The organism is Citrobacter sp. KH_055_1 (assembly GCF_057838705.1).
Genome location: NZ_CM174473.1, coordinates 3,813,575 through 3,828,160, shown reverse-complemented (window position 1 = coordinate 3,828,160; position 14,586 = coordinate 3,813,575). Strand labels below are relative to the sequence as shown.

General features: G+C 51.8%; 10 protein-coding genes, 2 tRNA genes and 3 rRNA genes. 8 read left to right on the top strand and 7 right to left on the bottom strand.

Annotated features, from left to right (window positions below):
* Nucleotides 1–9: 9 nt before the first annotated feature.
* Nucleotides 10–708 carry an envelope stress response activation lipoprotein NlpE gene (nlpE, locus tag AC3ITF_RS18070; protein ID WP_489176455.1) on the top strand — a complete coding sequence of 233 codons (699 nt, stop codon included), beginning with the start codon at nucleotides 10–12 and terminating at the stop codon, nucleotides 706–708.
* 42 nt (nucleotides 709–750) lie between these two features.
* On the opposite strand, the gene proS is transcribed toward nlpE, so the two are convergent.
* The 6 genes from proS to metN form a co-directional block, all read right to left on the bottom strand.
* Complete coding sequence (proS, locus tag AC3ITF_RS18065; RefSeq protein WP_181631549.1) at nucleotides 751–2,469, bottom strand: proline--tRNA ligase; 1,719 nt, start codon at nucleotides 2,467–2,469, stop codon at nucleotides 751–753.
* 110 nt (nucleotides 2,470–2,579) lie between these two features.
* Nucleotides 2,580–3,287, bottom strand: a complete 708-nt coding sequence (gene tsaA / locus AC3ITF_RS18060; protein WP_181688454.1) for a tRNA (N6-threonylcarbamoyladenosine(37)-N6)-methyltransferase TrmO — start codon at nucleotides 3,285–3,287, stop codon at nucleotides 2,580–2,582.
* Nucleotides 3,284–3,688, bottom strand: a complete 405-nt coding sequence (gene rcsF, locus AC3ITF_RS18055; protein WP_096758216.1) for an Rcs stress response system protein RcsF — start codon at nucleotides 3,686–3,688, stop codon at nucleotides 3,284–3,286. Before rcsF ends, tsaA begins: the two co-directional genes overlap by 4 nt.
* A gap of 116 nt (nucleotides 3,689–3,804) precedes the next feature.
* Nucleotides 3,805–4,620, bottom strand: a complete 816-nt coding sequence (gene metQ, locus AC3ITF_RS18050) for a methionine ABC transporter substrate-binding lipoprotein MetQ (protein ID WP_096758215.1) — start codon at nucleotides 4,618–4,620, stop codon at nucleotides 3,805–3,807.
* Nucleotides 4,621–4,665: 45 nt separating this feature from the next.
* Nucleotides 4,666–5,319, bottom strand: a complete 654-nt coding sequence (locus tag AC3ITF_RS18045) for a methionine ABC transporter permease MetI (protein WP_003018471.1) — start codon at nucleotides 5,317–5,319, stop codon at nucleotides 4,666–4,668.
* Nucleotides 5,312–6,343, bottom strand: coding sequence for a methionine ABC transporter ATP-binding protein MetN (gene metN / locus AC3ITF_RS18040; protein ID WP_096758214.1), 1,032 nt, complete (start codon nucleotides 6,341–6,343; stop codon nucleotides 5,312–5,314). Before metN ends, AC3ITF_RS18045 begins: the two co-directional genes overlap by 8 nt.
* A 189-nt stretch (nucleotides 6,344–6,532) precedes the next feature.
* Between metN and gmhB the strand changes: the two genes are divergently transcribed.
* The 7 genes from gmhB to dkgB all read left to right on the top strand — a co-directional run bounded on the left by gmhB (nucleotide 6,533) and on the right by dkgB (nucleotide 13,607).
* Complete coding sequence (gene gmhB, locus AC3ITF_RS18035) at nucleotides 6,533–7,099, top strand: D-glycero-beta-D-manno-heptose 1,7-bisphosphate 7-phosphatase (protein ID WP_115259377.1); 567 nt, start codon at nucleotides 6,533–6,535, stop codon at nucleotides 7,097–7,099.
* 367 nt (nucleotides 7,100–7,466) lie between these two features.
* Nucleotides 7,467–9,008 (top strand): 16S ribosomal RNA (locus AC3ITF_RS18030).
* An 88-nt stretch (nucleotides 9,009–9,096) separates the two neighbouring features.
* A tRNA-Glu gene (locus AC3ITF_RS18025) sits at nucleotides 9,097–9,171 on the top strand.
* 217 nt (nucleotides 9,172–9,388) lie between these two features.
* Nucleotides 9,389–12,298: ribosomal RNA gene (locus AC3ITF_RS18020) — 23S ribosomal RNA — on the top strand.
* A 94-nt stretch (nucleotides 12,299–12,392) separates the two neighbouring features.
* Nucleotides 12,393–12,508: ribosomal RNA gene (rrf, locus tag AC3ITF_RS18015) — 5S ribosomal RNA — on the top strand.
* Together the 16S, 23S and 5S rRNA genes with 2 tRNA genes alongside form the textbook arrangement of a ribosomal RNA operon.
* 55 nt (nucleotides 12,509–12,563) lie before the next feature.
* A tRNA-Asp gene (locus AC3ITF_RS18010) sits at nucleotides 12,564–12,640 on the top strand.
* 163 nt (nucleotides 12,641–12,803) lie between these two features.
* A complete protein-coding gene (gene dkgB / locus AC3ITF_RS18005) occupies nucleotides 12,804–13,607 on the top strand; it encodes a 2,5-didehydrogluconate reductase DkgB (RefSeq protein ID WP_489175903.1) in 804 nt (267 codons plus the stop codon).
* Between the two features lie 29 nt (nucleotides 13,608–13,636).
* On the opposite strand, the gene yafC is transcribed toward dkgB, so the two are convergent.
* Nucleotides 13,637–14,551: a DNA-binding transcriptional regulator YafC gene (yafC, locus tag AC3ITF_RS18000; RefSeq protein ID WP_096758211.1), complete on the bottom strand. Its 915-nt coding sequence runs from the start codon at nucleotides 14,549–14,551 to the stop codon at nucleotides 13,637–13,639.
* Nucleotides 14,552–14,586 lie beyond the last annotated feature (35 nt).

Sequence of the window (14,586 nt, the reverse complement as noted above, 5' to 3'; positions counted from 1 at the left end):
AAGGATTTTATAGTGAAAACAGCAATATTGTCAGTGGTCGCTGTATGCACGCTCTTTTCCTTGATCGGCTGTAATAATCGTACTGACGTCGAAGCATTGCAGTCGACGCGGGCGGCAGAATTAAAACCGATGCAGCAAAGTTGGCGTGGCATCTTGCCCTGCGCCGACTGCGAAGGGATTGAAACCTCGCTGTTCCTGGAAAAAGACGGGACCTGGGTGATGAACGAACGGTATCAGGGCGTACGGGATGAACCGTCTTCCTTTGCCTCCTATGGCACCTGGGCACGCACGGCGGATAAGCTGGTGTTGACCGACAGCAAAGGTGAGAAGTTTTACTACCGGGCAAAAGGTGAGGCGCTGGAAATGCTCGATCGTGAAGGTAATCCGATCGAATCGCAGTTCAACTATACCCTTGAGCCGGTGTCAGCCAGTTTGCCCGTCACGCCAATGCCGATGCGTGGGATGTATTTCTACATGGCGGATGCGGCTGTCTTTACCGACTGTGCGACGGGCAAGCGTATGCCGGTAGCAAATAATGCCCAGCTTGAACGCGGCTATTTAGCTGCTCGCACGGAAACTGGCCAATCGGTCTTGTTGACCCTTGAAGGACATTTCACGCAGGAGGCGAACCCGGATACGGGCGAGAAGGTGAAAACGCTGATGGCGGATAAAGACGCGAAGTTTATACCCGGTAAAGGGTGTAATTAATCTCTGAAAAAAAGGCCCTGATGATCAGGGCCTTTTGCTGTATTAGCCTTTAATGGCTTTAATCAGATAGTCGACGATGTCGCCGGTTTTAATCAGCTGTTTCTCGCCGTTACGACGGTATTTGTACTCGATATCATCGTTATCGAGGTTACGGTCGCCCAGCACGATGGTGTGCGGAATACCGATCAGTTCCATATCGGCAAACATCACGCCTGGACGTTCTTTACGATCGTCCATCAGCACTTCGATACCCTGCGCGCGTAGCTCAGCGTAAAGCTTCTCAGCCAGTTCCTGTACGCGGTAGGATTTGTGCATGTTCATCGGCAGAATCGCCACCTGGAACGGCGCGATGGCGTCCGGCCAGACAATGCCGCGATCGTCAAAGTTCTGTTCAATAGCGGCAGCAACAACGCGAGTCACCCCGATACCGTAGCAGCCCATGGTCAGAATCTGGTTACGACCATCTTCGCCCTGAACGGAAGCTTTCATTGCTTCAGAGTACTTGGTACCCAGCTGGAAGATGTGACCGACTTCGATACCGCGTTTAATCAGTAGTGTGCCTTTGCCGTCCGGGCTCGGGTCGCCGGCAACGACGTTACGGATGTCAGCCACTTCTGGCGTGGCGACATCACGATCCCAGTTAATACCGAAATAGTGTTTACCGTCGATGTTAGCACCTGCTGCGAAGTCGCTCATGACCGCAACGGTACGATCGATAACTACCGGGATTGGCATGTTCACTGGACCGAGCGAGCCAGGACCTGCTTTGACTACGGCACGAATTTCTTCTTCGGTGGCGAAGGTCAGCGGGCTGGCAACCTGCGGCAGTTTTTCTGCTTTGATTTCGTTCAGTTCGTGATCGCCACGAACCAGCAGCGCAACCAGCGGGTAGCTGCTGCCTTCGACCGCTTTCACCAGCAGCGTTTTAACGGTTTTTTCGATCGGCAGATTGAACTGCTCAACCAGCTCAGCGATGGTTTTCGCGTTTGGCGTATCGACCAGCGTCATTTCCTGCGTGGCGGCGCCGCGCGGTTCTTTTGGTGCTACGGCTTCTGCAAATTCGATGTTGGCAGCAAAGTCGGAGCTGTCAGAGAACACCACGTCATCTTCGCCGCTCTGCGCCAGAACCTGGAATTCGTGAGAAGCGCTACCGCCGATAGAACCGGTGTCAGCCTGTACCGCACGGAAATCCAGACCCATACGGCTGAAGATCTTGCTGTACGCGGCATACATTGCGTCGTAGGTTTCTTGCAAAGATTCCTGAGTCGTATGGAAAGAGTACGCATCTTTCATCAGGAATTCACGGGAGCGCATGACGCCGAAACGCGGACGCACTTCGTCACGGAATTTAGTCTGGATCTGGTAGAAGTTCAGCGGCAGCTGTTTGTAGGAGCTGAGCTCGTTACGGATCAGGTCGGTGATCACTTCTTCATGCGTTGGGCCGAGTACGAATGGACGATCGCCGCGGTCAGCAATACGCAGCAGTTCCGGGCCGTACTGTTCCCAACGGCCGCTCTCTTCCCACAGTTCAGAAGGCTGAACTACCGGCATTAACACCTCGATAGCACCGGCGTTGTTCATCTCTTCACGCACGATGTTTTCGACTTTTTTCAGGACGCGCACGCCGGTCGGCAGCCAGGTATATAACCCGGAGGCCAGCTTGCGAATCATCCCGGCGCGCAGCATCAGCTGGTGGCTGATAACCTCGGCGTCGGCAGGTGTCTCCTTCAGAGTGGAGAGCAGATATTGGCTAGTACGCATGTTGTTACGGTTCCAGTTGAACGATCGAACAGGCTCAACGCGAGCCTGACACAAAAAAAGTGGTTTAGTTTACCAGCGAGAAAGGGATGTCAAAAGAGAAGGGTGCGAAATTACCGGGGTTCGAGCGCAAAGACTTCGAAACCCTCTGCCGTCACGCGCCAGCGCACGTTGAAATCGTGTAGCCAGACGGCGTACGTTTTGCCTGTCTCTTCACCCTTACGATACGCAGGACGCGGGTCCTGTGCCAGCACTTCACCAATAAATGTTTTTAGCAGCGGATAACGTTTTTCCATCATCAGAAGTTGTTGCTCAACCTCAGGGGTGAAACCGACCGCCATTTCCGCGACTGGCGCATGCTGTGCATAGCTGGCGGTGGCATTGGGTAGTGCTTCAGCAAACGGCAGGTAGGGCTTGATATCGACCACCGGAGTTCCGTCGACCAGATCCAGACTGCCCAGTTGTAGGACGACGTTATCTTTCTGGCAGACAATACCTTTTAGTTCGACCAGCGACATGCCGACAGGGTTAGGGCGAAAGGTCGAACGTGTAGCAAAGACGCCCATTCTGGCGTTGCCGCCAAGTCGGGGCGGGCGTACGGTTGGCCGCCATCCACCTTCCATTGTCTGGTGAAAAACAAAAATCACCCACAAATGGCTGAACGCTTCCAGGCCGCGAACGGCATCGGCCTGGTTATACGGTGCGAGCAAATGCAGTTCGCCGTTGGCACTTTTCACCAGACCTGGCTGGCGTGGAACGGCGAATTTTTCTTTATAGGGAGAGCGGATAAAGCCTATTTGCTCGAACTGAAAGTGGCTCATTTCGTCGAAATATTCAGTGCAGAACCAATGCAAACCGCCTGACGGTAGCAACCCGGTGTTCCGCTGGTCACTTCGCAGCTGTGCAGCAATACCGCATTCGCTTTCATTTTAGAGGCATTTATCTGCATGCGTTTGCGTGCGGTTGGAATACTTGGAGGAGAATCCTGGTTTGATGCCTGGCAGGATTCACCGCTGACTTCACCCAGATCGCGGAATGGTTTACCAACCAGATCTTCAGCGTTGGTGATAATTCTTACCGGTGTGGCACGCGGTGCTTTTGGTTTTTCTGGCTCCACTTTCGGCGGGGTCGTAGTGCTTTGAACGGGTTCAACAGGGGATCTGCTTAACATAGAACAGCCGCTCAACATGAGTGCTACTAAACAGATCGGTAAAGCACGCATAATATTTCCTCAATGAATGATCTAAACGTCAGATATTGAATCAGGTGCTTGCATAAATGACAAGACGGGCAAGCGCCCGTCCTGATGATATTACAGATTTTGGAAACAGCCTAAAATTACCAGCCCTTAACAGCGCCGCCATTGAAGACTTTGTTTGCCGCTTCGTAAACTTCGTCAGACTGATACGCCTCAACGAATTTCTTCACATTCTCAGCATCTTTATTGTCTTCGCGAGTTACGATCAGGTTTACGTACGGGGAGTCTTTATCTTCAACAAAGATACCGTCTTTTGCCGGGGTCAGGCCGATCTGGCTGGCGTAGGTGGTATTGATAACCGCCAGCGCGATCTGTGCGTCGTCCAGTGAACGCGGCAGCTGTGGTGCTTCCAGCTCTACCAGTTTCAGGTTTTTCGGGTTTTCAACCACATCCAGCGCGGTTGGCAGCAGGCCAACGCCGTCTTTCAGTTTGATCAGGCCCACTTTCTGCAGCAGCAGCAGGGAACGACCGAGGTTAGTCGGGTCGTTTGGAATCGCTACCTGAGAACCGTCCTGCAGTTCATCCAGTGATTTGATTTTTTTGGAATAGCCAGCAATTGGGTAGACGAACGTATTGCCTGCAGCAACCAGTTTGTAACCGCGATCTTTGATCTGCTGATCCAGGTATGGTTTGTGCTGGAAGGCATTGGCATCGATATCGCCTTTGCTCAGCGCTTCGTTAGGCAGGACGTAATCGTTGAACGTGACCAGTTCAACGTCCAGACCGTATTTTTCTTTCGCCACTTTCTGTGCGACTTCGGCAACCTGCTGCTCTGCGCCAACAATAACGCCCACTTTGATGTGGTTTGGATCTTTTTCATCCTGACCGCAACCCACAAGTGCCAGAGAACCGATTAGGGCTCCAACTGCCGCAAAGGTTTTGAATTTGAACGCCATGCTTATTTCCTTTTCTTAATGAGTTTTTCTGTGTTGTGTGTAACGTTACTTGTGCGTGACCGCCCGGACGATGCGATCGCCGGATAACTGAATTAAATAAACCAGAACGACAAGTAATACCAGTACTGTATTCATCACGGTAGCGTTGTATCCAATGTAACCGTATTGATAGCCAATCTGCCCAAGACCGCCCGCACCGACGGCCCCGCCCATTGCTGAGTAACCGACCAGGGTAATCAGCGTGATCGTTGCCGCATTCACCAGGCCTGGCAACGCTTCTGGTAGTAACACTTTACGCACGATCTGTAACGGCGTAGCGCCCATCGCTCTTGAGGCTTCAATCAGCCCGGTCGGGATTTCCAGCAGCGCATTTTCTACCATTCGGGCAATAAACGGTGCGGCACCCACGGTCAGCGGGACGATAGCGGCCTGTAAACCGATCGAGGTGCCGACAATCATGCGGGTAAATGGAATCATCCATACCAGCAGTATAATGAATGGGATGGAGCGGAAAATATTGACCAGCGCTGACAGCGTACGATAGAGCTTCGCGTTCTCGATGATTTGCCCCGGACGCGTGACGTACAGCAGTACGCCGACGGGCAGGCCAATCACAAAGCCAAAAAAACCGGACACAAAGGTCATTGCCAGCGTTTCCCATACGCCGCGAACTAGCAGCCACATCATTGGCTCAGACATAACCCAGTACCTCTACTTTTACATGGTGTTCCTGCAGCCAGTTGATGGCCGCTTGTGTATCTTCTTGTGCGCCGTGCATTTCAGTCAGCATGATGCCGAACTTGACGCCACCGGCGTAATCCATCTGCGCACTGATAATGTTGTTGTTCACATTAAAGCGGCGAGCAATTTCGGAAAGCAGTGGGGCATCGACAGAGTGGCCGGTAAACTCCATACGCAGCATCGGGACGCTATCGGCTTCTGGTTCTGCTTTTAAGCGTTCCTGATAATCTTCTGGAATATCCAGATGCAGCGTGGATTGAATGAATTTCTGCGCCAGCGGCGTTTTCGGATGTGAAAACACTTCACTCACCGTGTCCTGCTCGATCAGTTCACCGTTACTGATAACCGCCACGCAGTCACAAATACGTTTTACGACGTCCATCTCATGGGTAATCAGCAGGATGGTTAACCCAAGACGGCGGTTAATGTCTTTCAGTAATTCCAGAATCGAACGGGTCGTTGCCGGATCGAGTGCGCTGGTGGCCTCATCGCACAGCAATACCTTCGGTTGGCTTGCCAGAGCACGGGCAATGGCGACACGCTGTTTCTGGCCGCCTGAAAGGTTGGCGGCATAGCTGTCGTGCTTATCGCCAAGGCCCACTAAATCCAGTAGCTCGGTAACGCGACGTTTGATCTCTTCTTTTGGGGTGTTGTCCAGCTCCAGTGGAAGCGCGACGTTACCAAATACCGTGCGGGAAGACAGCAGGTTAAAGTGCTGGAAAATCATGCCGATTTGACGGCGAGCTTTGGTCAGCTCGGATTCAGAAAGCGTAGTGAGCTCCTGACCGCCGACCTGTACACTGCCCTCCGTTGGGCGTTCAAGTAAGTTAACGCAGCGGATGAGCGTACTTTTACCGGCACCTGAGGCGCCAATAACGCCATAAATCTGTCCGGCAGGAACATGCAGGCTGACATTGTTCAATGCCTGAATGGTGCGCGTCCCCTGCTGGAACACTTTGGTGATATTCGAAAGTTTAATCATGGGTTATTTATTATCGTAATTAAGTTAGCCGTGGCATTTTCGTCTGTCTGGTACGGTCGACGTCGTTAATAAGATGGATGTTAAGGCATCCAGACGTCTAAATCAATCTGGCTTTGCACGATGAGCACTTTCTTGCCTGCCGAAACATGCGATACTAGAGCAACATGCCTTATTCAGGAGCTATAAAAGGTGGCAAAGTCTGTACCTGCAATTTTTCTCGACCGTGACGGTACCATTAATGTGGACCACGGTTACGTACATGAGATCGACGAGTTCGAGTTTATCGACGGCGTTATTGATGCCATGCGTGAACTTAAACAGATGGGCTATGCACTTATCGTCGTGACTAACCAGTCGGGTATTGCCCGCGGTAAATTTACTGAAGCGCAGTTTGAAACGCTGACGGAGTGGATGGACTGGTCGCTGGCCGATCGTGATGTTGATCTGGATGGCATCTACTATTGTCCTCACCACCCGCAGGGAACGGTAGAAGAGTACCGCCAGGTTTGCGACTGTCGTAAACCGCATCCAGGAATGCTTCTCTCTGCGCAAGAGTTCCTGCACATAGATATGGCGGCTTCCTATATGGTGGGCGACAAAATAGAAGATATGCAGGCAGCAGCCGCTGCTAACGTTGGGACCAAAGTATTGGTGCGCACGGGTAAGCCTGTCACGCCAGAAGCAGAAAATGCGGCTGATTTAGTGATAAATAGCCTGGCTGACCTGCCATTGGCGATAAAAAAGCAGCAAAAGTAAGCGTTATGGATAAAAGGTGAGCGGTTGAAACAAAAATGCATTTTTCCGCTTGTCTTCCTGAGTCGACTCCCTATAATGCGCCTCCATCGACACGGCGGATGTGAATCACTTCACACAAACAGCCGGTTCGGTTGAAGAGAAAAACCTGAAAATAAACGGTTGACTCTGAAAGAGGAAAGCGTAGTATACGCCACCTCGCAACAGTGAGCGAAAGCCGTGTTGCACTGCTCTTTAACAATTTATCAGACAATCTGTGTGGGCACTCGAAGATACGGATTCTTAACGTCGTAAGACGAAAAATGAATACCAAGTCTCTGAGTGAACATACGTAATTCATTACGAAGTTTAATTCACGAGCATCAAACTTAAATTGAAGAGTTTGATCATGGCTCAGATTGAACGCTGGCGGCAGGCCTAACACATGCAAGTCGAACGGTAGCACAGAGGAGCTTGCTCCTTGGGTGACGAGTGGCGGACGGGTGAGTAATGTCTGGGAAACTGCCCGATGGAGGGGGATAACTACTGGAAACGGTAGCTAATACCGCATAACGTCGCAAGACCAAAGAGGGGGACCTTCGGGCCTCTTGCCATCGGATGTGCCCAGATGGGATTAGCTAGTAGGTGGGGTAACGGCTCACCTAGGCGACGATCCCTAGCTGGTCTGAGAGGATGACCAGCCACACTGGAACTGAGACACGGTCCAGACTCCTACGGGAGGCAGCAGTGGGGAATATTGCACAATGGGCGCAAGCCTGATGCAGCCATGCCGCGTGTATGAAGAAGGCCTTCGGGTTGTAAAGTACTTTCAGCGAGGAGGAAGGGGATGTGGTTAATAACCGCATTCATTGACGTTACTCGCAGAAGAAGCACCGGCTAACTCCGTGCCAGCAGCCGCGGTAATACGGAGGGTGCAAGCGTTAATCGGAATTACTGGGCGTAAAGCGCACGCAGGCGGTCTGTCAAGTCGGATGTGAAATCCCCGGGCTCAACCTGGGAACTGCATCCGAAACTGGCAGGCTAGAGTCTTGTAGAGGGGGGTAGAATTCCAGGTGTAGCGGTGAAATGCGTAGAGATCTGGAGGAATACCGGTGGCGAAGGCGGCCCCCTGGACAAAGACTGACGCTCAGGTGCGAAAGCGTGGGGAGCAAACAGGATTAGATACCCTGGTAGTCCACGCCGTAAACGATGTCGACTTGGAGGTTGTTCCCTTGAGGAGTGGCTTCCGGAGCTAACGCGTTAAGTCGACCGCCTGGGGAGTACGGCCGCAAGGTTAAAACTCAAATGAATTGACGGGGGCCCGCACAAGCGGTGGAGCATGTGGTTTAATTCGATGCAACGCGAAGAACCTTACCTACTCTTGACATCCAGAGAACTTAGCAGAGATGCTTTGGTGCCTTCGGGAACTCTGAGACAGGTGCTGCATGGCTGTCGTCAGCTCGTGTTGTGAAATGTTGGGTTAAGTCCCGCAACGAGCGCAACCCTTATCCTTTGTTGCCAGCGGTTCGGCCGGGAACTCAAAGGAGACTGCCAGTGATAAACTGGAGGAAGGTGGGGATGACGTCAAGTCATCATGGCCCTTACGAGTAGGGCTACACACGTGCTACAATGGCATATACAAAGAGAAGCGACCTCGCGAGAGCAAGCGGACCTCATAAAGTATGTCGTAGTCCGGATTGGAGTCTGCAACTCGACTCCATGAAGTCGGAATCGCTAGTAATCGTAGATCAGAATGCTACGGTGAATACGTTCCCGGGCCTTGTACACACCGCCCGTCACACCATGGGAGTGGGTTGCAAAAGAAGTAGGTAGCTTAACCTTCGGGAGGGCGCTTACCACTTTGTGATTCATGACTGGGGTGAAGTCGTAACAAGGTAACCGTAGGGGAACCTGCGGTTGGATCACCTCCTTACCTTAAAGAAACGTTCTTTGTAGTGCTCACACAGATTGTCTGATGAAAAGTAAAGAAGCAAGACGGCTGCGAAGTCGTGACACTCCGTGTCCCCTTCGTCTAGCGGTTAGGACTCCGCCCTTTCACGGCGGCAACAGGGGTTCGAATCCCCTAGGGGACGCCACTTGCTGGTCGTGAGTGAAAGGCACAACCTATCGATATCTCAAAACTAACTCAGTGAGTTACGTTTGAGATATTTGCTCTTTAAAAATCTGGATCAAGCTGAAAATTGAAACGACACACTGTGTCTGTTCTCCGTAATAAGAACAGATAAATGGTGTGTTCGAGTCTCTCAAATTTTCGCAACACGATGTGTTTTACGAAACATCTTCGGGTTGTGAGGTTAAGCGACTAAGCGTACACGGTGGATGCCCTGGCAGTCAGAGGCGATGAAGGACGTGCTAATCTGCGATAAGCGTCGGTAAGGTGATATGAACCGTTATAGCCGGCGATTTCCGAATGGGGAAACCCAGTGTGTTTCGACACACTATCGTTAAGTGAATACATAGCTTAACGAAGCGAACCGGGGGAACTGAAACATCTAAGTACCCCGAGGAAAAGAAATCAACCGAGATTCCCCCAGTAGCGGCGAGCGAACGGGGAGCAGCCCAGAGTCTGAATCAGCATGTGTGGTAGTGGAACGGTCTGGAAAGTCCGACGGTACAGGGTGATAGTCCCGTACACAAAATCGCATGTGTTGTGAACTCGAAGAGTAGGGCGGGACACGTGGTATCCTGTCTGAATATGGGGGGACCATCCTCCAAGGCTAAATACTCCTGACTGACCGATAGTGAACCAGTACCGTGAGGGAAAGGCGAAAAGAACCCCGGCGAGGGGAGTGAAAAAGAACCTGAAACCGTGTACGTACAAGCAGTGGGAGCCTTGATTTATCAGGGTGACTGCGTACCTTTTGTATAATGGGTCAGCGACTTATATTCTGTAGCAAGGTTAACCGTATAGGGGAGCCGAAGGGAAACCGAGTCTTAACTGGGCGTTAAGTTGCAGGGTATAGACCCGAAACCCGGTGATCTAGCCATGGGCAGGTTGAAGGTTGGGTAACACTAACTGGAGGACCGAACCGACTAATGTTGAAAAATTAGCGGATGACTTGTGGCTGGGGGTGAAAGGCCAATCAAACCGGGAGATAGCTGGTTCTCCCCGAAAGCTATTTAGGTAGCGCCTCGTGAATTCATCTTCGGGGGTAGAGCACTGTTTCGGCTAGGGGGTCATCCCGACTTACCAACCCGATGCAAACTACGAATACCGAAGAATGTTATCACGGGAGACACACGGCGGGTGCTAACGTCCGTCGTGAAGAGGGAAACAACCCAGACCGCCAGCTAAGGTCCCAAAGTCACAGTTAAGTGGGAAACGATGTGGGAAGGCACAGACAGCCAGGATGTTGGCTTAGAAGCAGCCATCATTTAAAGAAAGCGTAATAGCTCACTGGTCGAGTCGGCCTGCGCGGAAGATGTAACGGGGCTAAACTGTGCACCGAAGCTGCGGCAGCGACACTATGTGTTGTTGGGTAGGGGAGCGTTCTGTAAGCCGTTGAAGGTGTCCTGTGAGGGGTGCTGGAGGTATCAGAAGTGCGAATGCTGACATAAGTAACGATAATGCGGGTGAAAAACCCGCACGCCGGAAGACCAAGGGTTCCTGTCCAACGTTAATCGGGGCAGGGTGAGTCGACCCCTAAGGCGAGGCCGAAAGGCGTAGTCGATGGGAAACAGGTTAATATTCCTGTACTTGGTGTTACTGCGAAGGGGGGACGGAGAAGGCTATGTTAGCCGGGCGACGGTTGTCCCGGTTTAAGCATGTAGGCGGGAAGTTTAGGTAAATCCGGACTTCTGTATAACGCTGAGGTGTGATGACGAGGCACTACGGTGCTGAAGTAACAAATGCCCTGCTTCCAGGAAAAGCCTCTAAGCATCAGGTAACACGAAATCGTACCCCAAACCGACACAGGTGGTCAGGTAGAGAATACCAAGGCGCTTGAGAGAACTCGGGTGAAGGAACTAGGCAAAATGGTGCCGTAACTTCGGGAGAAGGCACGCTGATGGTAGGTGAAGCGACTTGCTCGTGGAGCTGAAATCAGTCGAAGATACCAGCTGGCTGCAACTGTTTATTAAAAACACAGCACTGTGCAAACACGAAAGTGGACGTATACGGTGTGACGCCTGCCCGGTGCCGGAAGGTTAATTGATGGGGTTATCCGTAAGGAGAAGCTCTTGATCGAAGCCCCGGTAAACGGCGGCCGTAACTATAACGGTCCTAAGGTAGCGAAATTCCTTGTCGGGTAAGTTCCGACCTGCACGAATGGCGTAATGATGGCCAGGCTGTCTCCACCCGAGACTCAGTGAAATTGAACTCGCTGTGAAGATGCAGTGTACCCGCGGCAAGACGGAAAGACCCCGTGAACCTTTACTATAGCTTGACACTGAACACTGGTCCTTGATGTGTAGGATAGGTGGGAGGCTTTGAAGTGTGGACGCCAGTCTGCATGGAGCCAACCTTGAAATACCACCCTTTAATGGCTGGTGTTCTAACGTAGACCCGTAATCCGGGTTGCGGACAGTGTCTGGTGGGTAGTTTGACTGGGGCGGTCTCCTCCTAAAGAGTAACGGAGGAGCACGAAGGTTAGCTAATCCTGGTCGGACATCAGGAGGTTAGTGCAAAGGCATAAGCTAGCTTGACTGCGAGAGTGACGGCTCGAGCAGGTGCGAAAGCAGGTCTTAGTGATCCGGTGGTTCTGAATGGAAGGGCCATCGCTCAACGGATAAAAGGTACTCCGGGGATAACAGGCTGATACCGCCCAAGAGTTCATATCGACGGCGGTGTTTGGCACCTCGATGTCGGCTCATCACATCCTGGGGCTGAAGTAGGTCCCAAGGGTATGGCTGTTCGCCATTTAAAGTGGTACGCGAGCTGGGTTTAGAACGTCGTGAGACAGTTCGGTCCCTATCTGCCGTGGGCGCTGGAGAATTGAGGGGGGCTGCTCCTAGTACGAGAGGACCGGAGTGGACGCATCACTGGTGTTCGGGTTGTCATGCCAATGGCATTGCCCGGTAGCTAAATGCGGAAGAGATAAGTGCTGAAAGCATCTAAGCACGAAACTTGCCCCGAGATGAGTTCTCCCTGACTCCTTGAGAGTCCTGAAGGAACGTTGAAGACTACGACGTTGATAGGTCGGGTGTGTAAGTGTAGCGATACATTGAGCTAACCGATACTAATGAACCGTGAGGCTTAACCTTACAACGCCAAAGATGTTTTGGCGAAAGAAAGACATCAAATTCAGCTTGATACAGATAAAATCAGAACGCAAAAGCGGTCTGATAACAGAATTTGCCTGGCGGCTGTAGCGCGGTGGTCCCACCTGACCCCATGCCGAACTCAGAAGTGAAACGCCGTAGCGCCGATGGTAGTGTGGGGTCTCCCCATGCGAGAGTAGGGAACTGCCAGGCATCAAATTGCAGTAAACCGGGATGAAAAATCCGGGTAGTGACAAAGAAATTCGGTGGAGCGGTAGTTCAGTTGGTTAGAATACCTGCCTGTCACGCAGGGGGTCGCGGGTTCGAGTCCCGTCCGTTCCGCCACTTATTGAAAGCCCTGAGTTAACGCTCAGGGCTTTTTCTTTTGCTGTCATTCAATTATTGCTAAATCTGCAAAAATCCTCTGCGTTATACGCTCTTTTTATCTACACGTTAGAAGGCCATACTCCTCCGACTAACGAAGACTGTGATTAAAAAGAGGACATTTATGACTATCCCTGCATTCGGTTTAGGTACTTTTCGCCTGAAAGACGACGTCGTTATCGCTTCTGTTAAAACGGCTCTGGAACTGGGCTATCGGGCCGTCGACACCGCACAAATCTATGATAACGAAGCCGCGGTTGGTCAGGCGATTGCTGAAAGTGGTGTGCCGCGCAGTGAGCTGTATATCACCACCAAGATTTGGATTGAGAATCTCAGCGAAGAAAAACTGATCCCGAGCCTGAAAGAGAGTTTGAAGAAACTGCGTACCAATTACGTTGATCTGACGCTGATCCATTGGCCTTCACCAAACGATGCGGTTTCTGTTGAAGAATTTATGCATGCATTACTGGAAGCTAAAGCACAGGGCCTGACTCGCGAAATTGGTATCTCTAACTTTACCATTCCGCTAATGAAAAGAGCCATTGCTGCAGTGGGCGTAGAGAACATCGCGACCAACCAGATTGAGCTGTCCCCGTATCTGCAAAGCCGTCAGGTGGTTGACTGGGCCAAAGCGCACGGTATCCACATCACGTCTTACATGACGCTGGCATACGGTAAGGCACTGAAAGATGAAGTCATTGCCGGTATTGCCGCGAAACATAATGCGACACCGGCTCAGGCGATTCTGGCATGGGCGATGGGTGAGGGATACTCGGTGATCCCTTCTTCGACCAAGCGAGAAAACCTGGCCAGTAACCTGCTGGCGCTGGATCTGCGTCTGGATGCTGAAGACAACGCGGCGATCGCGGCGCTGGACTGCAACGATCGTCTGGTTAGCCCGGAAGGTCTGGCACCCGAGTGGGACTAATGACCTGACCCAGCGACCCTCTGTGCCCTTTAACCCTCTTTCACAGCTCCTGCGGGAGCTGTTCTTATATGTTCACTCAAAAAGTCGATAAATGCCCGAATGCGAGTGCTTACTGCCCGATCGCTGTAGTAAACAGCGCTGAACGGCATCTCTACTGGCAGGCGTTTATCCGCCAACAATTCGACCAGTTCACCTCGTGCGATCTCCTTATCAATCATATAATCTGAAAGACAGGCAATACCGTTTCCGCTCAGACAAAGTTGTTTTAGCGTTTCGCCGCTGTTAGAAGATAGTCCGCATTCAGCCTCATGAAGCTGCCCATCGCTGCAGGCAATCGGCCAGGTATTGAGTGAAACCGGTTCAGAAAAACCGAGACACAGGTGCTGCTTAAGCGCTTCGACGCTCTCTGGAACACCAAATTTCGCAATATAGTCAGGCGAAGCAATAATCTTACGATAGCTGGTAAACAATGGACGTGCGCGTAGGCTCGAGTCAGTCAGCGTGCCTGCACGTATAGCTACATCCACTTTTCGTTCAATAAGATTGATGAACGTCTCTGAAGAGACCAGCGACAGCGTCATCTCAGGATAGCGTTCGCGGAAGGGCTTGATGAGCGGAATCAGGAAATGCAGCATAACCGGCGTTGCGGCGTCAATGCGCAGCAAGCCACGCGGCGTATTGCGAGACTCCATAATTTCCGTCTCTGCGGCGGCCATTTCCTGCAAGATTAGCTGTACGCGCCTGAAGTAACGTTCACCTTCCTCAGTCAGGCTTAGCTGTCGGGTGGTCCGATTGAGCAAGCTGACGCCCAGTTTCATCTCCAGTTTTTTTACGGCCCGACTGACGGCAGAATTGGCCTGTCCCAACTGCTCTGCGGCGCGGCTAAAGCTACCGCTTTCCACGACAGCCACAAAAATCGCCAGTTCTTCTGAGGTTGCTTTCATTTTTGCACCTGAAGCAAAATTATATTGAGATTTTG